Annotated in this window: 15 protein-coding genes and 2 pseudogenes; 11 read left to right on the forward strand and 6 right to left on the reverse strand. The window is 73.9% G+C overall.

All coding sequences use genetic code 11. The annotated features are described in order from the left end of the window. The first annotated feature begins 82 nt into the window (after positions 1–82). A complete protein-coding gene (locus ACFYM0_RS30090; protein ID WP_388506836.1) occupies positions 83–652 on the forward strand; it encodes a GNAT family N-acetyltransferase in 570 nt (189 codons plus the stop codon). A gap of 74 nt (positions 653–726) precedes the next feature. Next, on the forward strand, positions 727–2,430 hold the full coding sequence (locus ACFYM0_RS30095) for a proline--tRNA ligase (RefSeq protein WP_388506772.1): 1,704 nt from the start codon (positions 727–729) through the stop codon (positions 2,428–2,430). 143 nt (positions 2,431–2,573) lie between these two features. On the opposite strand, the gene ACFYM0_RS30100 is transcribed toward ACFYM0_RS30095, so the two are convergent. The 4 genes from ACFYM0_RS30100 to ACFYM0_RS30115 are packed head-to-tail and all read right to left on the reverse strand — an operon-like array spanning position 2,574 to position 5,555. Beyond that, positions 2,574–3,497: a slipin family protein gene (locus ACFYM0_RS30100; RefSeq protein ID WP_388506773.1), complete on the reverse strand. Its 924-nt coding sequence runs from the start codon at positions 3,495–3,497 to the stop codon at positions 2,574–2,576. Between the two features lie 42 nt (positions 3,498–3,539). Then, on the reverse strand, positions 3,540–4,442 hold the full coding sequence (locus ACFYM0_RS30105; protein WP_388506775.1) for an aminoglycoside phosphotransferase family protein: 903 nt from the start codon (positions 4,440–4,442) through the stop codon (positions 3,540–3,542). 52 nt (positions 4,443–4,494) lie between these two features. Continuing rightward, positions 4,495–4,956, reverse strand: coding sequence for a ferritin-like domain-containing protein (locus ACFYM0_RS30110; RefSeq protein ID WP_388506777.1), 462 nt, complete (start codon positions 4,954–4,956; stop codon positions 4,495–4,497). Beyond that, the gene (locus ACFYM0_RS30115) at positions 4,953–5,555 is read right to left on the reverse strand and encodes a hypothetical protein (RefSeq protein WP_388506779.1); all 603 of its coding nucleotides are present in this window, start codon (positions 5,553–5,555) and stop codon (positions 4,953–4,955) included. Before ACFYM0_RS30115 ends, ACFYM0_RS30110 begins: the two co-directional genes overlap by 4 nt. Positions 5,556–5,709: 154 nt before the next feature. On the opposite strand from ACFYM0_RS30115, the gene rimP reads away from it, so the two are divergent. From rimP to ACFYM0_RS30160, 9 genes are all read left to right on the forward strand, one after another. Then, positions 5,710–6,207 (forward strand): ribosome maturation factor RimP, encoded by a 498-nt coding sequence (gene rimP / locus ACFYM0_RS30120; protein WP_388506781.1) that lies wholly within the window; start codon positions 5,710–5,712, stop codon positions 6,205–6,207. Positions 6,208–6,209: 2 nt separating this feature from the next. Next, a complete protein-coding gene (gene nusA / locus ACFYM0_RS30125; RefSeq protein ID WP_388506783.1) occupies positions 6,210–7,301 on the forward strand; it encodes a transcription termination factor NusA in 1,092 nt (363 codons plus the stop codon). Positions 7,302–7,489: 188 nt separating this feature from the next. Next, complete coding sequence (locus ACFYM0_RS30130; protein ID WP_266881406.1) at positions 7,490–7,777, forward strand: YlxR family protein; 288 nt, start codon at positions 7,490–7,492, stop codon at positions 7,775–7,777. A 151-nt stretch (positions 7,778–7,928) separates the two neighbouring features. Continuing rightward, positions 7,929–11,087, forward strand: a complete 3,159-nt coding sequence (infB, locus tag ACFYM0_RS30135) for a translation initiation factor IF-2 (RefSeq protein ID WP_388506785.1) — start codon at positions 7,929–7,931, stop codon at positions 11,085–11,087. A gap of 163 nt (positions 11,088–11,250) precedes the next feature. After that, a complete protein-coding gene (locus ACFYM0_RS30140; RefSeq protein ID WP_030161467.1) occupies positions 11,251–11,544 on the forward strand; it encodes a DUF503 domain-containing protein in 294 nt (97 codons plus the stop codon). A gap of 28 nt (positions 11,545–11,572) precedes the next feature. Continuing rightward, entirely contained in the window at positions 11,573–12,031 is a 459-nt protein-coding gene (gene rbfA, locus ACFYM0_RS30145) for a 30S ribosome-binding factor RbfA (RefSeq protein WP_327255205.1), read from the forward strand. After that, a complete protein-coding gene (truB, locus tag ACFYM0_RS30150) occupies positions 12,028–12,936 on the forward strand; it encodes a tRNA pseudouridine(55) synthase TruB (protein ID WP_327255206.1) in 909 nt (302 codons plus the stop codon). Before rbfA ends, truB begins: the two co-directional genes overlap by 4 nt. A gap of 326 nt (positions 12,937–13,262) precedes the next feature. Then, positions 13,263–17,057: a serine protease gene (locus ACFYM0_RS30155; RefSeq protein ID WP_388506787.1), complete on the forward strand. Its 3,795-nt coding sequence runs from the start codon at positions 13,263–13,265 to the stop codon at positions 17,055–17,057. A 56-nt stretch (positions 17,058–17,113) separates the two neighbouring features. Further along, positions 17,114–18,070 (forward strand): bifunctional riboflavin kinase/FAD synthetase, encoded by a 957-nt coding sequence (locus ACFYM0_RS30160; protein WP_388506789.1) that lies wholly within the window; start codon positions 17,114–17,116, stop codon positions 18,068–18,070. Positions 18,071–18,124: 54 nt separating this feature from the next. Here ACFYM0_RS30160 and ACFYM0_RS30165 read toward each other — a convergent pair. After that, positions 18,125–19,842: pseudogene (locus ACFYM0_RS30165) on the reverse strand (AAA family ATPase); the annotation flags it as partial. A 666-nt stretch (positions 19,843–20,508) separates the two neighbouring features. Further along, positions 20,509–20,781 (reverse strand): annotated as a pseudogene (locus ACFYM0_RS30170) (SCO5717 family growth-regulating ATPase); the annotation flags it as partial. Between the last annotated feature and the right edge of the window lie 397 nt (positions 20,782–21,178).

A 21,178-nucleotide genomic window follows, 5' to 3' on the forward strand; every position in this document is an offset into this window, starting at 1 on the left:
CGCCGCCCGGGCGTGCCGATGTGTGCGTCCTGTTCCGATCTTCCTGTTCGACTCCGCGGTCGGCCAGTAAAGTCGCCGCATGATGCCAACCCCCGCGGGAGACGACCCCGGCCGGCCCGCCGGACTGCGCATCGGGCCCCTCGACCTCGCCGCCCGGGTCGACGAGGCCCTGCGCGTGCAGGCCATGGCCTTCGGGCTCAGCGAGGAAGAGGTCGGCATCCGGCGCTACATCGTCCAGCGCCACATGACCTGCCGAGGAGCCCGAGCGCTCGGCGCGTTCACCGAGGACGGGGGGCTCGCCGGGTTCGTCTACGGCATGCCCAACGACCGCACGCACTGGTGGTCCGGAATCGTCGAGCCCTACCTGCGCACCGGCGGGCACGAGAGCTGGCTCGACGGCTCCTTCGTGATCACCGAGCTCCACGTGCACCCCGGGTTCCAGGGCAAGGGCGTCGGCCGCGCCCTCATCACCCTCATCACCGACACCGCCGCCGAGGAACGCTCGATCCTCTCCGCGATCGACACCGACAGCCCCGCCCGCGGCCTCTACCGCTCCCTCGGCTACACGGACCTCGCCCGTCAGGTCCTCTTCCCGAGCGCGAGCCTCCCGTACGCCGTCATGGGCGCCCCGCTGCCGCTGCGCAGGCCCTGATCCCCGGCCGCCCCGACCCCGTGGGCCCTCAAACCGGTTTCCGCGGCCCCCGCGGGCCCCGGTAGCCTCCCGTCATGTCAACGCAACACGTGCAGCGCATGTCCCGCCTCATGGCCAAGACCCTCCGCGAGGACCCCGCCGACGCGGAAACCCTCAGCCACCGCCTGCTGGTCCGGGCCGGCTACGTCCGGCGCAGCTCCGCCGGAGTATGGAGCTGGCTGCCGCTCGGCAAGCGGGTACTGGACAACGTCTCGCGCATCGTCCGCGAGGAGATGGACGGGATCGGGGCGCAGGAAGTGCTGCTCCCGGCACTGCTGCCGAAGGAGCCGTACGAGGTCAGCGGGCGCTGGTCGGAGTACGGGGACCTGCTCTTCCGGCTCAAGGACCGCAAGGGCGCGGACTACCTGCTCGGCCCCACCCACGAGGAGATCTTCACCCTGGTGGTCAAGGACCAGTGCACGTCCTACAAGGACCTGCCGGTCATGCTGTACCAGATCCAGACCAAGTACCGGGACGAGGCCAGGCCCCGCTCGGGCGTCCTGCGCGGTCGCGAGTTCCAGATGAAGGACTCGTACTCCTTCGACGTGTCCGACGAGGGCCTGGCGGAGTCCTACCGGCTCCACCGCGAGGCCTACGTACGCATCTTCGAGCGGCTCGGCCTCGACCACCGGGTGGTGTCGGCGGTCTCCGGCGCGATGGGCGGCTCGGCGTCGGAGGAGTTCCTGGCACCGGCCCCGGCCGGCGAGGACACCTTCGCGGACTGCCCCTCCTGCGGCTACGCGGCCAACACGGAGGCAGTGACCTTCGCCCTGACCCCGGCTCCGGGGGAGCACGGCCCGCTGGAGGAGATCCCCACCCCGGACACCCCCACCATCGAGAGCCTGGCGGCGCACCTGGGCGTCCCCGCCTCCGCGACGCTGAAGAACCTGCTGGTGAAGGTCGACGGCGAGATCACCGCCGTCGGCGTACCCGGCGACCGCGAGGTCGACCTGGGCAAGCTCGGCGAGCACCTGGCCCCGGCGGTCGTGGAGCTGGTGACGGCTGAGGACTTCACCGGCCGGCCCGACCTCGTACGGGGCTACGTGGGCCCGCAGGGCCTGGAGAAGGTCCGCTACCTCGCCGACCCGCGCGTCGCGCCGGGCACCTCCTGGGTGACGGGGGCCAACAAGCCCGATACGCACGCCCGCGACGTGGTCTGCGGCCGGGATTTCGAGGTGGACCAGTACCTGGACGTGGTCGTCGTCGAGGAGGGCGACCCCTGCCCCTCCTGCGGCGCCGGGCTGCGGCTCGACCGGGCCATCGAGATCGGGCACATCTTCCAGCTCGGCCGGAAGTACGCGGACGCGTTCGGACTCGACGTCCTCGGCAAGGAGGGCAAGCCGGTCCGGGTCACGATGGGCTCCTACGGGATCGGCGTCTCCCGCGCGGTGGCCGCGCTGGCCGAGCAGACGGCGGACGAGCGGGGCCTGTGCTGGCCCGCCGCGGTCGCCCCGGCCGACGTCCACGTCGTGGCGGCGGGCAAGGCGGTGCCGCTCGCGCTGGCGGAGTCGGCGGCGGAGTCCCTGGCCGGGGCCGGTCTCCGGGTCCTCCTGGACGACCGGCCGGGCCTGTCACCCGGGGTGAAGCTGACGGACGCGGAGCTCATCGGGGTCCCGTGGATCCTGGTCGCGGGCCGCCGGTCGGCGGACGGGGTGGTGGAGCTCCAGGACCGCCGCTCCGGCGCCCGCGAGGAACTCCCCCTGGCCGAGGCCCTCTCCCGCCTGACCGCCGGCGCGTAGCCCTGCGGGGGCGAGGTCCCCCACCCACCCTTCGCCCGTTCCCCGGGGGCCGGCCCCCGGCAGCGGCGCCGCACGCGGCAACGGGTCCGGGCGGAGCCCGGGGAACGGTGGAAGGGCGGGCAGGGGACAGCTCCGCGCAGCGCCTAGCCGCGCACGTCCGGCTCCGCGGGGGGCGGCGGGGACCCGTCCAGGCAGGGCTCCGCGACGGCCCCGGGGCCGAGCCCCGCAGCGGTGTCCGGAGGCGGCGCCGCCGGAGCGGGGGCCGCGGTGAGAGGACCCGGCGCCGCCGGCGAAGCGGCCGCGGGCGCAGGGGCCGCGCGCTCCAGGAAGCGCAGGAGTTCCACCGGGAACGGGAGGACCAGGGTGGAGTTCTTCTCCGCCGCCACGGCCACGACCGTCTGGAGCAGGCGCAGCTGAAGCGCGGCGGGCTGCTCCGACATGACCTCCGCCGCCTCCGCCAGCTTCTTCGAGGCCTGGAGCTCCGCATCCGCGTTGATGATCCGCGCCCGCCGCTCCCGGTCGGCCTCCGCCTGCCGGGCCATCGACCGCTTCATCGTCTCCGGGAGCGAGACGTCCTTGATCTCCACCCGGTCGATCTGGACGCCCCAGCCCACCGCCGGACTGTCGATCATCAGCTCCAGGCCCTGGTTGAGCTGCTCCCGGTTGGACAGCAGATCGTCCAGGTCGGACTTGCCGATGATCGACCGCAGCGAGGTCTGCGCCATCTGGGAGACGGCGAAGCGGTAGTCCTCGACCTCGATGATGGCGCTGGCCGCGTCCACCACCTTGAAGTACACGACCGCGTCCACCCGCACCGTGACGTTGTCCCGCGTGATCCCCTCCTGGGCGGGCACCGGCATCGTCACGATCTGCATGTTGACCTTGCGCAGCCGGTCGAACCCCGGGACCACGAAGGTGAATCCGGGGCCCCGGACGCCGTCCCGCAGCCGGCCGAGGCGGAAGACCACGCCCCGCTCGTACTGCTTCACCACCCGGGCGGCGGCGCCCGCGTAGGCCGCGATCCCGACGCCCGCGACGGCGCCGGCTGTCAGCAGTTCCTGGAGCATGGCGGCCTCCTGCCGGGCAGGTCCCCCCAAAGGACTTATGCCCTACAACCAGCCCGCGAACTCCAGCAGCAGCTCCGCATCCCGCCGCCGGCCCGCGGCCAGCGCCCGGTTGCCCGATTCGACGGCCCGGAACAGCGTCCAGCCCCGCAGCCGGTCCCGGTCCACCTCCAGGGCGTCGGCCAGCTTGTTCACCCGCCGCCGGGCGCCCGAGGCCCCCGCCGAGGAGGCCATCTGGTCCTCCAGCCGGTCCCGTACCAGCCGTGCCAGGTCGTAGGCCCGCTCGCCGACCATGGGGTCGGGGCCCACCGCCAGCCACGGGGCGCGCTCGCCGGCGAGGACCTTGCCCTGCCGGAAGTTCCCGTGCAGCAACAGCTCCTCGGCCGGCGCCGCCGTCAGCTCCTCGCGGGCCGCGAGCGCAGCCGAGGCCAGCTCGGCCGTCTCGGGGGGCGCCTTGCGGAGCACCTCGGCCTGCTCGGCGGTCCGCTCGGCGACCGTCTCCCAGCCGTGCCCCTGCGCCGGGGCCACCCACAGCCTGCGCAGCGTGCCGCAGGCCTCCAGCAGTGCCTTCGCCTCCGGCAGCGAGCGCAGCGAGACCTCCGGGTGCAGCCGCTCCAGCAGCAGCGCCCCGTCCTCCTCGTGGTGGCGCGTGTCGAGGACCCGTACCGCCCCGAAGCCGCCCCAGTGCGCGAGCGCGGCCAGTTCCCGGTCGGGCCGGAGCCCCGGCGGGGCCAGCTTCAGCGCGGCCGGGGTCCCGTCGGCGTACCGGACGAGGACGACCAGGCTGCTGCGGCCGCCGGGGGCCTGCACCCGCTGGGCGTGCACCCCGCGCCGGGCCAGCGCCCCCTCCGCCAGCCGGGGGAGCTGCCCCAGCCAGTCCGAGACGTGCGCCGATTCCGGCAGTTCGCCGAGCGCCCGTACAAGCCGCTGCGGCGGTTCGAAAGCCATGCGTGCGTGGTCCCTTTCAGCTGTGCCCGGGCTCGTCGCGCATGCTTGCGCGCTAGGTCGGCGGTGTGTCCGCGCGTTCCGTGAGCCCAGGGAAGGCTACGCCGACACCGCGCCAGCGTGCCGCGCGCACGGCCGCGGCGGTGAGCGCGTCAGCCGCCTCGCGGCGCAACCGGCCCTCGGCGGCGCGCACCAGATCGGAGTACGCGCCCGCCACCCGGTCTTCGATCCCGGCGGCCAGCCGCTCGGCGTCGGCCGGCGTGCGCACGGTGAACGGCAGTGTGTACGCGGCCTCCGAAGGGCGGGGGGAACCTCCCAGCTCACGCACGGTACGGGCGAGCGCGTCGCGGCGCGCGAGGTGGCCGCCGTACGCCTCACGGGCCTCGGCGGAGCGGGTGGCCGAGGTCCGGGCCCCGATCACGCCGTAGCCGTACGCGGCCGCGTGCTCGGCGGCCAGCGCCGCCTGGGCGGCCTCCAGGACCCGGCCGGCGGGGGAGGGGACGGGGGCGGTGGTCACGAGGAGGCTCCCGGGTTCGAGGTCAGCAGGTACGCGTGCACGTGCCCGCACGCCGCCACCGAGGCCAGCATCCGCGCCAGCTCCCCGGGGGCGCCGGCCAGGGCGATCGTCCGGGCCTCGGCCAGGCTCCGCTCGGCGTCCGCGAGGGCGGTCAGCGCGTCGGCGGGCGCGGGGGGCACCGGTACGGCCCCGGAAGCGGGCGGGGCGGCGGCCGCGGCGCCGGACGGGACGGACGAGGGGGAGGCGGAGGAGGAAGCGGACGAGGAGGCGGAGGCCGGGGCCGCGGGCCGGGAAGGCGAGGCCGAGGACGACGCGGCCGACGACCCCTCGTCGGCCAGGGCCGCCGTGTGCGCAGCGACCGAGGCGCGCAGCGGTGCGAGGCGCTGCGCGAGGGCCGGATGGGCCGCGGTCGTGGCGTCGTAACGTTCCAGCAGCCGCTCGCTCTCACGAACGGCCGTCTCGCGCATCCGCCGTTCGAGTGGAACCTCGGGGGCCGCGGCGGGCGGCCGGTCGTCGGAGCAACCGCTGAGCAGTGCGGCTCCGGCGATGCCCGCGGCACCGGCGAGCAGGCCTCTTCGCGACGGCAGGGTCGAGGGCACGGAGACGTCCTAGGGGTGATGGCGGGCAGGCTGTGATCACGGTACCCGGGGGCCCGTCCACAGGGCGGACGGCAACACCCCCCGCGACCGGATACCCTTTGACCTGACGCACGACGGAAATCACAACAGCACACGCGGCCGAGGAGTCACCCGGATGAGCACCACCCAGAGCGACAGGCTGCGCGCATTGCTGGAGCCGCTCGTCGCCGCCAAGGGCCTGGACCTCGAGGAGATCGAGACGTCCAAGGCGGGCAAGCGCCGGATGCTGCGCATCATCGTGGACTCCGACGAGGGCGTGGAGCTGGACGCGTGCGCCGAGCTGAGCCGCGAGGTCTCCGACCTGCTGGACGAGACCGACGCGATGGGTGAGGACGAGTACGTCCTCGAAGTCAGCTCGCCGGGCGCGGACCGCCCGCTGACCGAGCACCGTCACTACATCCGGGCGATCGGCCGGCTCGTGAAGTTCCAGACGTCGGACGGCGGGGAAATGATCGCCCGCATCCTCGACGTCGACGACGAGGGCATGGACCTCGAAATCCCGGGCGTGAAGGGCCGCAAGGCGACCGCCCGCCGCATCGTATTCACCGACATCGCCAAGGCGCGTGTCGAGATCGAGTTCAACCGCAAGGACAAGAAGGAAGAGGAGGCGTAGTCGTGGACATCGACATGAGTGCCCTGCGGGGTCTGGTTCGGGAGAAGGAGATTTCCTTCGACCTGCTCGTCGAAGCGATCGAGTCGGCCCTCCTCATCGCGTACCACCGCACCGAGGGAAGCTTCCGGCGCGCACGCGTCGTGCTCGACCGCACCAACGGTCACGTGATCGTGTGGGCGACCGAGGACCCGAGGGACCTGGAAGAGGGCCAGGAGGCCAAGGAGTTCGACGACACCCCGTCGGACTTCGGCCGCATCGCCGCGACGACCGCCAAGCAGGTGATCCTCCAGCGTCTTCGCGACGCCGAGGACGACCTGACCTTCGGCGAGTTCCTGGGCCGCGAGGGTGATGTCATCACCGGCGTGGTGCAGCAGGGCAAGGACCCGAAGAACGTCCTCGTCGACATCGGCAAGATGGAGGCCATGCTGCCGGTGCAGGAGCAGGTCCCCGGCGAGGAGTACACGCACGGACTGCGCCTGAAGTCGTACGTCGTGCGGGTGGCGAAGGGCGTCCGCGGTCCGTCCGTGACGCTGTCGCGCACCCACCCGAACCTGGTGAAGAAGCTGTTCGCGCTGGAGGTCCCGGAGATCGCCGACGGCAGCGTCGAGATCTGCGCGATCGCCCGTGAGGCCGGTCACCGCACCAAGATCGCCGTCCGCGCCAACCGCTCCGGCCTCAACCCCAAGGGCGCCTGCATCGGCCCGATGGGCAGCCGCGTGCGCAACGTGATGGCCGAGCTGCACGGCGAGAAGATCGACATCGTCGACTGGTCGGACGACCCGGCGGAGATGGTCGCCAACGCCCTGTCACCCGCCCGGGTGAGCAAGGTCGAGGTCGTGGACTGGGACACCCGGTCCGCGCGGGTGACCGTGCCCGACTACCAGCTCTCGCTGGCCATCGGCAAGGAGGGCCAGAACGCCCGCCTCGCCGCCCGCCTGACCGGCTGGCGCATCGACATCCGTCCCGACACCGAGCAGCCCTCGGACGGGGACGACCGCGACCGCGGCGAGCGCCGCGACGACCGGGGCAACGGCCGCGACGACCGGGGCGACGACCGCCGGGACGACCGGCGCGACGACCGCCGCGGGGAATAAAACCGGTACCGCCCGGAGCTGTCCGAGCGGTACACAAGAGCTGCAGGGGCGACAAGAGCCCTGCTCGACGTGCACGGCCGTCCGCCGCCGAGGTTTCGGCGGCCGGACCCGGCACTCGTGATCACGACAACATCCGTTCGATTTTTCGCCCGAAGGGGTGAGGTCGGTGCGGGGAGGTAGACTTAAGCGTGTCTGGCCGGACGCAAGCCCGCGCATGCCCCGAACGCACCTGTGTGGGGTGTCGGGAGCGAGCGGCCAAGAGCGATCTGCTGCGCATCGTGGCGGTCGGTGACAAATGTGTCTCCGATCCTCGCGGTACGCTGCCCGGCCGGGGTGCCTACGTGCACCCCGCCGTGGTCTGCCTCGACCAGGCTGTCCGCCGTAGGGCGTTCTCCCGGGCCTTCAAGTCCGCAGGACCGTTCGACACGGCGGAACTGCACAATGCCGTGGCCGATGAGGCCGAGGCGACACCGTAAGCACGTAGTACGGCACGGATCACCGTGCGGTCAGGTACCTCGCGAGTTGGAAGTAGGTCGAGATTGCGATGAGCACCCCTCGATGAGTACGCGATGAGTACGAGCATGAAGTAGAGACGGTCCGGCGTAACCCGGACCTAAAAGGAGCGAAGTGGCTAAGGTCCGGGTATACGAACTCGCCAAGGAGTTCGGAGTTGAGAGCAAGGTCGTCATGGCCAAGCTCCAGGAACTCGGTGAGTTCGTCCGTTCGGCGTCCTCGACGATCGAGGCGCCGGTCGTACGCAAGTTGACCGATGCTTTGCAGGGCCCCGGCGGCAACGCCGGCAAGTCCGCTGCGAAGCCGGGTGAGCCCCGCAAGGCCGCCCCCGCCAAGCCCGGGGTTCCCACCCCGGGTGCTGTTGCACGTTCTGCTGCCCCGAAGCCCGGCGCACCGGCCCCCAAGCCGGTCGTTGCCGAGGCCCCGGCCGTCAGCGCCCCCGCCCCGGTGACCCCGACCGCCGCCCCCGGTGGTCCGCGTCCCGGTCCCAAGGCTCCGGCCGCCCCGAAGCCCGCTCCGGCGGCTCCCGTGGCGACCGAGTTCTCCGCGCCTCCGGCGGCTCCGGCCGCCGCGGCTCCGGCGCGCACCGAGCGTCCCGCCGGTCCCGGCGCGACCCCCGGCCCGCGTCCGGCGCAGCAGCGCCCCGAGCGTCCGGCGGCCGGTGGCCAGTCCGGCGCCCGTCCCGGCGCCCCGCGTCCGGCCGGTGCCGCTCCGGCGCGCACCGAGCGTCCCGCAGGTCCCGGTGCCTCGGCCCCGCGTCCGCAGGGCGCCCGTCCGGCCGGTCCCCGTCCGGGCAACAACCCGTTCACCTCTGGTGGCTCCACCGGCATGGCGCGCCCGCAGGCGCCCCGTCCGGCCGGCGCTCCCCGTCCCGGTGCCCCCGGCGCCGGTGGCGGCCAGGGTGCTCCCCGCCCGCAGGGCGGCCCCGGCGGCGCTCCGCGTCCCCAGGGTGCCGGTGCAGGTCGTCCGACCCCGGGCGGCATGCCGCGTCCGCAGGGCGGCGCCCCGCGTCCCGGTGGTGCCCCCGGTGGTAACCGTCCCAACCCGGGCATGATGCCGCAGCGTCCCGCTGCCGGTGGTCCCGGTCCCCGTCCCGGTGGCGGCCCCGGTGGCCGTGGTCCCGGTGCGGGCGGTCCCCGTCCCGGTGGCGCCGGTGGCGCCGGTCGTCCCGCGGGCGGCGGCTTCGCCGGTCGTCCGGCCGGTCCGGGCTCGCGTCCCGGCGGCGGTGGCGGCTTCGGCGGTCCCCGTCCCGGTGGCGGCGGCTTCGGCGGCGGTCCGGCTGGTGCCGGTGGCGGCGGTCGTCCCGGCTTCGGCGGGCGTCCCGGTGGTCCCGGTGCCCGTGGTGGCACGCAGGGTGCCTTCGGCCGTCCCGGTGGTCCGGCGCGTCGTGGTCGCAAGTCCAAGCGCCAGCGTCGCCAGGAGTACGAGGCCATGCAGGCCCCGTCGGTCGGCGGCGTCATGCTGCCGCGCGGTCACGGCGAGACCGTTCGCCTGTCGCGCGGTGCGTCCCTCACCGACTTCGCGGAGAAGATCAACGCCAACCCGGCGTCGCTCGTCGCCGTGATGATGAACCTCGGCGAGATGGTCACTGCCACGCAGTCCGTCTCCGACGAGACCCTCGAAATGCTGGCCGGCGAGATGAACTACGTCGTTCAGATCGTCAGCCCGGAGGAAGAGGACCGCGAGCTCCTCGAGGGCTTCGACATCGAGTTCGGCGAGGACGAGGGCGGCGAGGAATTCCTCATGCCGCGTCCGCCGGTCGTGACCGTCATGGGTCACGTCGACCACGGTAAGACCCGACTGCTCGACGCCATCCGCAAGACGAACGTCGTTGCGGGCGAGGCCGGTGGCATCACGCAGCACATCGGTGCGTACCAGGTCGGTACCGAGGTCAACGGTGAAGAGCGCAAGATCACCTTCATCGACACCCCGGGTCACGAGGCGTTCACCGCCATGCGTGCCCGTGGTGCCAAGTCGACCGACATCGCGATCCTCGTGGTCGCGGCCAACGACGGCGTGATGCCGCAGACGATCGAGGCGCTCAACCACGCCCAGGCCGCCGGCGTCCCGATCGTCGTCGCGGTCAACAAGATCGACGTCGAGGGTGCCGACCCGGTCAAGGTGCGCGGTCAGCTCACCGAGTTCGGTCTGGTCGCCGAGGAGTACGGCGGCGACACGATGTTCGTCGACATCTCCGCCAAGCAGGGTCTGCACATCGACTCCCTGCTCGAGGCCGTCGTCCTCACCGCCGACGCCTCGCTCGACCTGCGCGCCAACCCGGAGCAGGACGCTCAGGGTATTGCGATCGAGTCCCACCTCGACCGCGGCCGCGGTGCCGTTGCCACCGTCCTCGTCCAGCGCGGTACCCTCCGCGTCGGCGACACGATGGTCGTGGGCGACGCCTACGGCCGCGTGCGCGCCATGCTCGACGACAAGGGCAACAACGTCGAGGAAGCGGGTCCCGCGACCCCCGTCCTGGTCCTGGGTCTCACCAACGTCCCCGGCGCCGGCGACAACTTCCTCGTCGTCGACGAGGACCGCACCGCCCGTCAGATCGCCGAGAAGCGTGCTGCGCGTGAGCGCAACGCCAACTTCGCCAAGCGCGTCCGCCGGGTGTCCCTGGAAGACCTCGACTCGGTCCTCAAGGCCGGTCTGGTCCAGGAACTCAACCTCATCATCAAGGGCGACGCGTCCGGTGCGGTCGAGGCTCTCGAGTCCTCGCTGCTCCAGCTCGACGTCGGTGAAGAGGTCGACATCCGCATCCTGCACCGCGGTGTGGGTGCGGTCACCGAGTCCGACATCAACCTGGCGATGGGCTCCGACGCCATCGTCATCGGCTACAACGTCCGTGCGGCCGGCCGTGCCGCGCAGATGGCGGAGCGCGAGGGTGTCGACGTCCGCTACTACTCGGTGATCTACCAGGCCATCGAGGAGATCGAGGCGGCTCTCAAGGGCCTCCTCAAGCCGGAGTACGAAGAGGTCGAGCTCGGTACGGCGGAGGTCCGCGAGGTCTTCCGCTCGTCCAAGCTGGGCAACATCGCCGGTGTCCTCATCCGGTCCGGCGAGGTCAAGCGCAACACCAAGGCGCGGCTCCTGCGCGATGGCAAGGTCATCGCCGAGAGCCTCACCATCTCCGGTCTGCGCCGCTTCAAGGACGACGTCACCGAGATCCGCGAAGGCTTCGAGGGCGGTATCAACCTCGGCAACTTCAACGACATCAAGATCGACGACGTCATCGCGACGTACGAGATGCGCGAGAAGCCCCGCGCGTAAGCGCGAGGCGGTTCGCACCGTGTCGTAGGCAGCTGTAACACCGGGGCCGGTCGGCGGAATATCCGTCGATCGGCCCCGGCCGTTGCGTGTACGGTTCTGATGACCCTGCCGCGCGACGGCCGGCAGGCCACCGAACCCGCACCGGCGGGATATCCGGAACTGCATGTACGTGGGGACTCTGTCCTTCGATCTGCTCCTCGGCGACGTTCACTCGCTGAAGGAGAAACGCTCCGTCGTCCGGCCCATCGTGGCCGAGCTCCAGCGCAAGTTCTCTGTGAGCGCGGCCGAAGTGGGCGACCAGGACCTGCACCGCAGGGCCCGTATAGGGGTCGCTCTGGTGAGTGGGGACACGGGGTTCCTCTCGGATGTACTGGACCGCTGCGAGCGGCTGGTCGCGGCACGTCCGGAAGTGGAGCTGCTGTCGGTACGACGACGGCTCCACGGTGATGAAGACTGACCGCAAGACTTGAGAAGGAGACGGACCAGTGGCCGACAATGCGCGGGCGAAGAAGCTGGCGGACCTCATCCGGGAGGTGGTGGCCGAGAAGCTGCAGCGCGGCGTCAAGGACCCCCGCCTCGGTACGCACGTGACCATCACGGACACCAGGGTCACCGGCGACCTGCGGGAGGCCACGGTCTTCTACACGGTGTACGGCGACGACGAGGCGCGGGTCAGCGCGGCGGCGGGCCTGGAGAGCGCCAAGGGCGTACTGCGCTCCGCGGTCGGCCGGGCGGCGCAGACCAAGTTCACGCCGACCCTGACGTTTGTGGCGGACGCCCTTCCGGAGACCGCCAAGAGCATCGAGGACCTCCTCGAGAAGGCGCGGACCTCCGACGCCCAGGTGCGTGAGGTCTCCTCGGGCGCCCAGTACGCCGGCGAAGCCGACCCGTACAAGAAGCCCGACGAGGACGACGACTCGGACGAGGACGCAGCCGCGGAATGAGCACCAACGCAGAAAAGACTCCGGACGGCCTGGTCATCGTCGACAAGCCGTCCGGATTCACTTCGCACGACGTGGTCGCCAAGATGCGCGGGATCGCCAGGACCCGCCGCGTCGGCCACGCCGGCACGCTCGACCCGATGGCGACGGGCGTGCTGGTCCTGGGCGTCGAGAAGGCCACCAAGCTCCTCGGCCACCTCGCGCTCACGGAGAAGGAGTACCTCGGCACCATCCGGCTGGGCCAGAACACCCTGACGGACGACGCCGAGGGCGAGATCACCTCGTCCACCGACGCCACCGGGGTCACCCGCGAGGGCGTGGACGCGGGCATCGCCAAGCTGTCCGGCGCGATCATGCAGGTCCCGTCCAAGGTCAGCGCCATCAAGATCAAGGGCGTGCGCTCCTACAAGCGCGCCCGTGACGGCGAGGACTTCGAGATCCCGGCCCGACCGGTGACCGTCTCCTCGTTCCAGGTGTACGACATGCGGGAGGCGGAGGCGGAGGACGGCACCAAGGTCGTCGACCTCGTCGTCTCCGTGGTCTGCTCCAGCGGTACGTACATCCGCGCCCTCGCGCGGGACCTCGGCGCCGACCTCGGCGTCGGCGGGCACCTCACGGCGCTGCGGCGCACGCGGGTGGGTCCGTACAAGATCGACCGGGCGCGCACGCTCGACCAGCTCCAGGAGGAGCTGACCGTCATGCCGATCGGCGACGCGGCGGCCGCCGCGTTCCCGCGCTGGCAGCTGGACGCCCGGCGGGCGTCGCTGCTGGCGAACGGCGTGCGGATCGACATGCCGGAGGAGTACGAGCCCGGCAAGGCGGTCGCGGTCTACGGGCCGGACGGGCAGCTGCTCGGGCTCGTCGAGAGCAAGAACGGCAAGGCGAAGTCGCTCGCCGTCTTCGCCTGATCCGTCCCCCTGGTGCTGTTGACCGGCCGGCCTTCGGGCCGGCCGGTTCGCGTTTCCGCCCGGTTCGCGTGTCCGCCCGGTTCGCATGTCCGGCCGGTTCGCGTTCGACGTGGAGCGGTGAGCGCACAAGGACTGCTGCTCACCGCTCCACGACCCCCCTCGGGTAGGTCTCTATCCACCCGGACCCCCTTATTCACCCGTGCGAGCAGGCGCTCGGAGTGAATGGAGGGAGCGTAAGGGGGCGCTTTCGCCACGCGTGCTGTTCCCGCTGATCTTCATCTGCCTACCGTCGTGCCTACGGGGCACGCGCGGCGGGGAGTGGTGCGGTGACGGCGGAACTGATCAGGATCTGCGATCTCGCCGGGCGGCCGCGGGGGAGCGGGTTCGTCGCGGACGACCGCGGGACGGTGCTCACCAGCCACGAAGCCGTGGACGGACTGGCCCGGCTGGTCCTGCACGGGCCGGCGCCGGGGGAGCGGACCTGGACGGCGGGCGCCTCGGACGTGACCGCCCTGCCGGAGCTGGGGCTGGCGCTCGTACGCAGTGACGGGCTGGGGGCGCGGCCGCTGCCGGTCGCGCCGCGCGGGGCGATCGCTCCCGGCACGTACGTACGGCTGGCCGCGCGCGGCTGGCGCCAGGCGCGGGTGCTCGGCGCCGCCGAGGCCGGCTACCCGGCGGCAGACCGCCCCCACCTGCTCCCGGCCGCACTGGAACTCGCCATCGGGACCGACGGGCGCGACGCGCTGCGGCTCGGAGGCGAGGCCTGCGGAGGCCCGGTGCTGGACGCCGGAACCGGAGCGGTGCTCGCGGTCCTGTGCACCGCTCTGCAGGCGGAACACCGCTCCGGGGGCTTCGCCGTGCCCCTCGCGGCCGCGGCCGCCGCTGATCCGGGCGGACCCCTCGCCGCCCTGCTGGAACGCAACGCCGCCACCGTGCCGGGCCACGGTGGCGACCTGAACCTCGCCGGAGCCCTGCAGCTCACCGGCACCACACTCGGAGCGGCCCTCGCCACCGGGGGACCGGAGCCGGTGCACCGCCCGGAGATCGCCGCCGAACTCGACGCCTTCACCGCCGGTGACCGCCCGGTCCTCGCCCTCGTCGGACGGCCCGGCACCGGCCGCACCACGGCCCTCGCCGCCCTGGCCGTCCGCCGCGCCCGCGGCCCGCGCCCCGCCCCGACCCTCTGGCTGCGCGGCGCCGACCTGCGGGCCGACGACACCTCGCTGGCCGACGCCGTGTCGCGGGCACTGACGGAGGCGGGCCGGATCCTGGAGGTGCCCGCGGCCGGCCCGGGGCCTGACCCCGCGTCGGCGCTGGCCGCGCTCGTGGCCTCGGCCGGGCGGCCCCTGCTCGTGGTCCTGGACGGGCCCGAGGAGATGCCGCCGCGGCTCGCGGGGCGGGCAGTGCGGTGGACCGGTGCCACCGCCGCCTGGCTCGGCGCGAGCGGGGCCCGGCTGGTCGTGGCCGCCCGCCCCGAGCACTGGGAGGCGGCCGGGCGGCTCTACCCGCCGCGGATGCTCCACACCCCGGCGCGGCCGGCCCTGCGGCTGCCGCCCGCGGTCCCGATCGGCGACCTGACCCCGGAGGAAGCGGAAGCGGCCCGGGCCCGGCTGGGGATCCCGGCCGGCGCCGTCGACGGAGCCGACGCCCGGCACCCGCTCACGCTGCGGCTGCTCGCGGAACTCCGCGCGGCCGGGGTCACCGCGGGCCGTCCGTCGCGCGACGAGGTGTTCGCCGCGCACCTGGACCTGCTGTGCCTGCGCGTGGCCGTCCGGGTGTCGGCCGCGCTCCCGCAGCCCCGTAGACCCCGCGGGGCCGTCGGGCCGGACGGCACCGGCGGGGAGGGCATCGGCGGGGAAGGCGCCGGCGTGGAAGGCGCCGGCGGGGACGGCATCGGGTGGGACGGCGCCGGCGGGGAGGACCCGGCCGGGGCGTACGGGCCCGGCATCTTCGGGCCCGGTGTGTTCGGGCCCGGCGCGGGCAGGCTGGCCGCACGGGTGGCCGGGCGGGTGCACGAGGCCGCGCGGCGCTGTCTGGGCCCGGGACAGGGGCAGTTGGACCGCGGCTCCTTCGAGGAACTGTTCCCGTGGCGGTCGGGATGGGCCTCCGCGGTGCTCGCCGAGGGGCTGCTGGTGCCCGGTGGGGAGGGCTACCGCTTCGCCCACGAGGAGTTCGCCGACTGGGTGCAGGCCGCCCACCTCGACCTCCCCGCCGCCCTGGACACCCTGGGCCGGGACGTCCCCCGGCACCGCATCGGGCCCGTACTGGAGGGCGTGCGCCTGCTGCCGCCGGGGGAGCGGGGAGCGGTGCTGGAGCGGCTCGTGGCCGTGCTCGGCGGAGCCACCGACCCGGAGGCCCTCTGGTGGGCCGCCCGGCTCCTCGGTGAGACCCTCCTGCGGGTCCCCGACGCCACGCCGTACCTCCCGGTCCTGCACGCCCTCGCCGCCCACCTGACCCGGCCCGCGCCGTCCGGGGCGGAAGAAGCGGAACCACCTCCGGCAGCTCCCGCACCGCCTCCGCCGCCGGCCGGCTCCGCGGCGTACGCGGGCGCCCTGGGTGCCCCGGCTCCGGCCGACGCCACCCGCTGGGCGCCGCCCGGTACCGCCGGACCCCTGCGGGTCCCCGCGCAGGGCGGAGCCCCGGTGGCCGGCGGACCCGGCCGGGGGGCCGGGAAGCTCCGCCCCGGAGCGGCCGCCGATGACACCGGTCGCTCCGGGGGCCGGGGGACCGGCGGACTCACCGGGCCCGGCAGCCCGCCCGAGCCCGGTCAGGGCCGGGAGGACGAGGGGGAGTTCGGGGGCTGGTTCTGGACCCGGGTCCGAGTCGCCGAGGAGGACCGGTTCGAGCTGCTGCGGCGGTTGGTGCCCCACGACCACCGCCTCCTCGACGCCGCCGCGCGGCGGCTGGTCCGGGCGCCGCGGCTCGTGCAGCCGTTGCTCTGCGGCTGGTTCCGAGACGAGCGGCGGCTGCTCGGGCGGCCCGGGGCCACCGTCGCCACCGCCGCGCAGGCGCTGCTGCACACCCACCGCGGCCTCGCCGTCGACGACCTCACCGAGGCACTCGTCACCGCCGCGCACCCCCGCTCCGACGAACTGCTCGCCGTACTCGCCGAGGACGAGCCCTCCGCCCTCAGCCGGGCCGTGGACCGCTGGGCGCACGACGAGCGGCCCGGCCGCCGGGTCGCCGCCGCCGCGTACGGGCCGCTCACCGCCCCGCACGTGCGCACCCCCGCCGACCGCGAGCTGCTGCGCTACGCCGCGCAGGCCCTCCTCGCCCGCCCCGCGGACGCCTCCCTGCACGGCAGCGCCCTCGGCATCCTGCTCCGCGACCCCCAGGTGCGGGCCCGCTACCTCCCCGAGGCCCTCGCCTGCTTCCGCGATCCCGGGCGCGGCCGGCCGCTGCCCGCCGCCGCGCTGGTCGCCGCGCTCCCCGTGCTGCCGGACCCGGACGCGGTGTTCGCGGCCCTGCGGGAGCGGGCCGACGGGGAGGTGGTGCGCGCGCTGGCCGCGCTGACCACGCCGGGCCTGGCGCGGCGTGCGGCCGAGCTCGTACGGGACCACCTGGCGCGGCACCCGCAGGACGCCGCGCACGCCGCCGAGTTCGTGGACCGGCGCCTCGAACAGGGGCTGGCCGCCGCCCCCGTGCTCCGCCCGCTCGTACGGGACCTCCTCGGCTCCGGTCCGCCCCCGGTGCGGGCCGCGCTGGCCGGCGTACTGGCCGCCCCGGGCACGGAGTCCTCGTACACGCTCCGCGGCGAGCTGGCCGAGTCGCTGCTCCGCGAGGAGCTGGACCCCTCGGTGCTCGACACCTTCCTCGGAGCGCTGGCGGCGGGGGCGGCCACCGGCGCCCCGGACCGTACCCGGGACCTGCTGCGGCGTACCGGCCGCCAACTGCTGCGGGCACCGGGCGGCCCGGCGGTCTTCGAGCGGCGCACGGTCGAGCTGGCCCGGGCCGAACCGGCCTTCGGCGCACTCGTGGCCTCCTGGCTGGCTCGAGCTCCGCAAGAGGCGGCGGCGCTGCTGGGGCCCGGCGCGCGCCGGACCGTGGAGACCCTCGCTCACAGTGCGTCCCCGTCGGAAGACGCCGATGATGGGCAGCGGCCACCGGCATGGCAGTCTTAGACCTGCAATCGGCAACCAGGACAGGGCCTACAGGGTTCGGGCGAGGAGCGGTCACAGTGCAGCGCTGGCGTGGCTTGGAGGACATCCCCCAGGACTGGGGACGCGGCGTCGTCACCATCGGCTCCTACGACGGGGTCCACCGGGGTCATCAGCTGATCATCGGACGGGCCGTGGCCAAGGCCCGCGAGCTGGGTGTCCCCTCCGTCGTCGTCACCTTCAGCCCGCACCCGAGCGAGGTCGTCCGCCCCGGCAGCCACCCGCCGATCCTGGCCCCCTACGACCGGCGCGCCGAACTGATGGCCGGGCTGGGCGTGGACGCGCTGCTGATCCTGCCGTTCACGGCGGAGTTCTCGCAGCTGTCCCCGGCCGACTTCATCGTGAAGGTGCTCGTCGACAAGCTGCACGCGCTGGCGGTCATCGAGGGACCGAACTTCCGCTTCGGCCACAAGGCCGCCGGAAACGTCGAGTTCCTGCGGCAGCTCGGCACCACCTACGACTACGAGGTCGAGGTCGTGGACCTGGTGGAGCGCGGCGAGGCGGGCGGCGGCGTGCCGTTCTCCTCCACCCTGGCGCGCAAGCTCGTGGCGCAGGGCGACATGGACGGCGCGGCCGAGATCCTGGGCCGCCCGCACCGGGTCGAGGGCGTCGTGGTGCGCGGTGCGCAGCGCGGGCGCGAGCTCGGCTACCCGACGGCGAACGTGGAGACGCAGCCGCACACCGCGATCCCGGCCGACGGGGTGTACGCGGGCTGGCTGACGGCTGACGGCGAGCGGATGCCGGCGGCGATCTCGGTCGGCACGAACGTGCAGTTCGACGCGACCGAGCGGACCGTGGAGGCGTACGCGATCGACCGGGTCGGGCTGGACCTGTACGGCATGCACGTGTCCATCGACTTCCTCGCCTACGTGCGCGGGATGGCGAAGTTCGAGTCGCTGGACGGGCTGCTGGAGGCCATCGCGGACGACGTGAAGCGCGCGCGGGGGCTGACGGACTCGTACGACGCGGAGCGCTGACGGCCCGCCGGCCCGGCGGTCTGACCGCCTGCGGCTGACGAGGTGCTGGACAACGGGTGAGGGCCCGTACCGTCCCGGGGATTCCGGGGGCGGTACGGGCCCTCGTGCGCGTGCCGGCTCCGTCAGCCCAGGCGCGGGTCGCGCGGGGGCCCGCCGGCCTGCGGCTGACCGGGCTGCTGGGGCCAGGCCTGGCCGGGGGTGGGGTACTGCTGCTGCCCGTACGGGGACTGGGGCTGTTGCGGCTGCTGTTGCTGCTGGCCCCAGTGGTTCTGGGGCGTTTGCTGCTGGGCGCGGATGAAGTCCTCGGCGACCAGTGCGGAGAGGTTGAAGTAGGCCTCGCGCGTCTTGGGCCGGAGCATGTCGAGGTCGACCTCGGCGCCGGCCGCGAGGTGGTCGTCGAACGGGACGACGACGACACCGCGGCAGCGGGTCTCGAAGTGCCGCACGATGTCCTCGACCTTGATCATCTTGGCGGTCTCGCGGACCCCGGAGATGACGGTGAGGGAGCGCGAGACGAGGTCGGCGTAGCCGTGCGCGGAGAGCCAGTCGAGGGTGGTGCTGGCGCTGCTCGCGCCGTCCACCGACGGGGTCGAGATGATGATCAGCTGATCGGCCAGGTCCAGGACCCCGCGCATGGCGGAGTAGAGGAGGCCGGTGCCCGAGTCGGTGAGGATGATCGGGTACTGGCGGCCGAGCGTCTCGATGACGCGGCGGTAGTCCTCGTCGTTGAAGGCCGTCGAGACGGCCGGGTCCACGTCGTTGGCGATGATCTCCAGACCGGAGGGCGCCTGGGAGGTGAACCGGCGGATGTCCATGTACGAGTTCAGGTACGGGATCGCCTGGACCAGGTCCCGGATCGTGGCTCCGGTCTCGCGGCGCACGCGGCGGCCGAGGGTTCCGGCGTCGGGGTTCGCGTCGATGGCCAGGATCTTGTCCTGGCGCTCGGTGGCGAGGGTGGCGCCGAGGGCGGTGGTGGTCGTGGTCTTGCCGACGCCGCCCTTGAGGCTGATGACGGCGATCCGGTAGCAGGACATGACCGGCGTGCGGATCAGCTCCAGCTTGCGGCGCCGTTCCGCTTCGGCCGCCTTGCCGCCGAAGCGGAACAGGCCGCCGCCTCCGGGGGCGTTGTTGCCGCTCTTCGCCTTCTGCTTGCCGCGGAGCAGGCGGTCGGAGGAGAGCTCGACGGCGGCGGTGTAGCCGAGGGGGGCACCGCCGGAGGGCTGGGAGGCGCCGTAGCGGGGGTCCTGCGGGCCTTGCGGCCACTGGCCGCTGCGGGGGTCGGCGTACGGCTGCGGCTGCTGCGGCTGCTGCGGCGGCTGTTGCTGCTGTGCGGGCGGGGGGAACCCGTAACCGTCCGGCGTCTGGGGCTGCGGCGTCTGGGGCTGCGGCGTTTGCTGAGCGGGCGGGAATCCGTACCCGGCGTCCGGCGTCCGGGGCTGGGGCTCGGGCTGGGGCTCGGGCTGGGGCTCGGGCTGCTCGGGCGGGAGGATGTCGTAGCCGGCCCGCGGATCGATGGGCGGGTACAACTCGGAGGGCCGCTGCGGGAGTTCGGCGTCGGACGCCGGGCCGGATCCGGCGGGTCCCTCGAACGTGTTCGCCGCGTGCGGCGTCGGAACGGCCGCCCCCGCGGGCGGCGTGGGCGTACGCACGTCAGCGGGCGGCGTGCGGTCGTGCTCCGCGTCGGCCGGCGCGGACGCGTACGGGTTGCTCGACGGGACCCGGTCGGCCGGGGACCCGACGGGCGGGGCGTCGCTCGGATACGGCGCCGGTGCGTACGGCTCGCCGGCGGATCCCTGTGCGCCCACGGGCGCGGAGGCGCCCGCGGAACCCGAACCGGCCGGGCTCTGCGGGGCCGGCGGCAGGTCGGTGCCCGACGCCGGGACGTGGGGCGGGGCAGCGGTGTCCGAAGCGTCCGAAGTGTCCGAGGAAACAGGGGAGGGCGCGGCGGGGGCACCCGGGTACGACGGCGGTCCGGAGTCCGGGCCCGGCGTGTGCGGCGGGACGGGGCCGTCCGCGGTCGACGGGGTCGACGGCCGGGCGGCGCTGTCCGGGGCCGACGGGTATGACGGCCTCGCGGTGTCCGGGACCGGCGGGTGGGGAGGGACGGCGGCGTCCTGGAGCGACGGGTACGGCGGGGCGGAGGTGTCCGCTGCCGGGACGTACGGAGCGCCCGCGGCCGGAGCGTACGGTGCGGCGGTCGTGGAGTCCGGGGTCGGCGCCGTGGGTGCGCCGGGGGTGGCCGGATACGGCATGGGCGGTGCCGGTGCCTGTGCCGGTACTGGCGCCTGTGCCGGTGCGTCGGAAGGGGCCGTGCGCGGAGCCGGTCGGGCGATGCGCATCGTCGGAGGGGTCTCCAGGTCCGACGGCGGCAGGTGGGGCTCGAAACCACTGCCTTCGGGCAGGCCCGGGATCGCGGCGGCCGCCGGGTCCGCGCCCTGCGCGTACCAGGCCGGTGTGGTGTAGTCGATGGTGAACTCGCCCGTCAGCTCGGGCTCCGCGTCGGACTGATCGTCCGTCGGGACGTCCCACGTCCCGCCGCGCCTCTCGTTCCGATCGCCGCTCACTGGTCCTCCTGGTCTATCGAACACTGGTCCGGCGTCCCACCGCGCCACGCCGCCGCCCAGCCTAATCGTGTCCCGTAGCCGGAATCCGCCCCCGTCGGCCCCTACCGGGGTCGCCCACGGGCCGGGGGCCGCCTCCATCCTGCCCATACGGCCGGGCCCCCGGCCAATCCCCGCCTCCCCGACGTGCCACGTCACCGCGTCTCGGTCCTGTCCCGGTCCGTCCGCCGGAAGGTGTGTGCCGGTTCCCGCCCGCCGGTTCCCGCCCGTTCCGACGCTGTGCGTTCTCGCCTGGTGGTTCGGAGCTTGCGTGCTCTTGGCTGGTTGGTGCCGGGCTCGTTCGGCTCGGCTCGGCCTGGCGGTGCCCGGTGCGTCGCCGCTCGTGTGGTGCGGGTGGGTCGGCCCTGCGGGGCGAAGTCCCCTACCCGCCCTTCCACCGTTCCCAGGGCTCTGCCCTGACCCGGTCCCCGAACGCCGGACGGGCCGGCGGGGCCCCGGCCCGTCCGGATCGGCCCTGCCGATGTCGGCCTGCCCGTCCGGCCTCGCC

It is taken from the genome of Streptomyces sp. NPDC006487 (genome assembly GCF_042870555.1).
Lineage (GTDB): Bacteria > Actinomycetota > Actinomycetes > Streptomycetales > Streptomycetaceae > Streptomyces.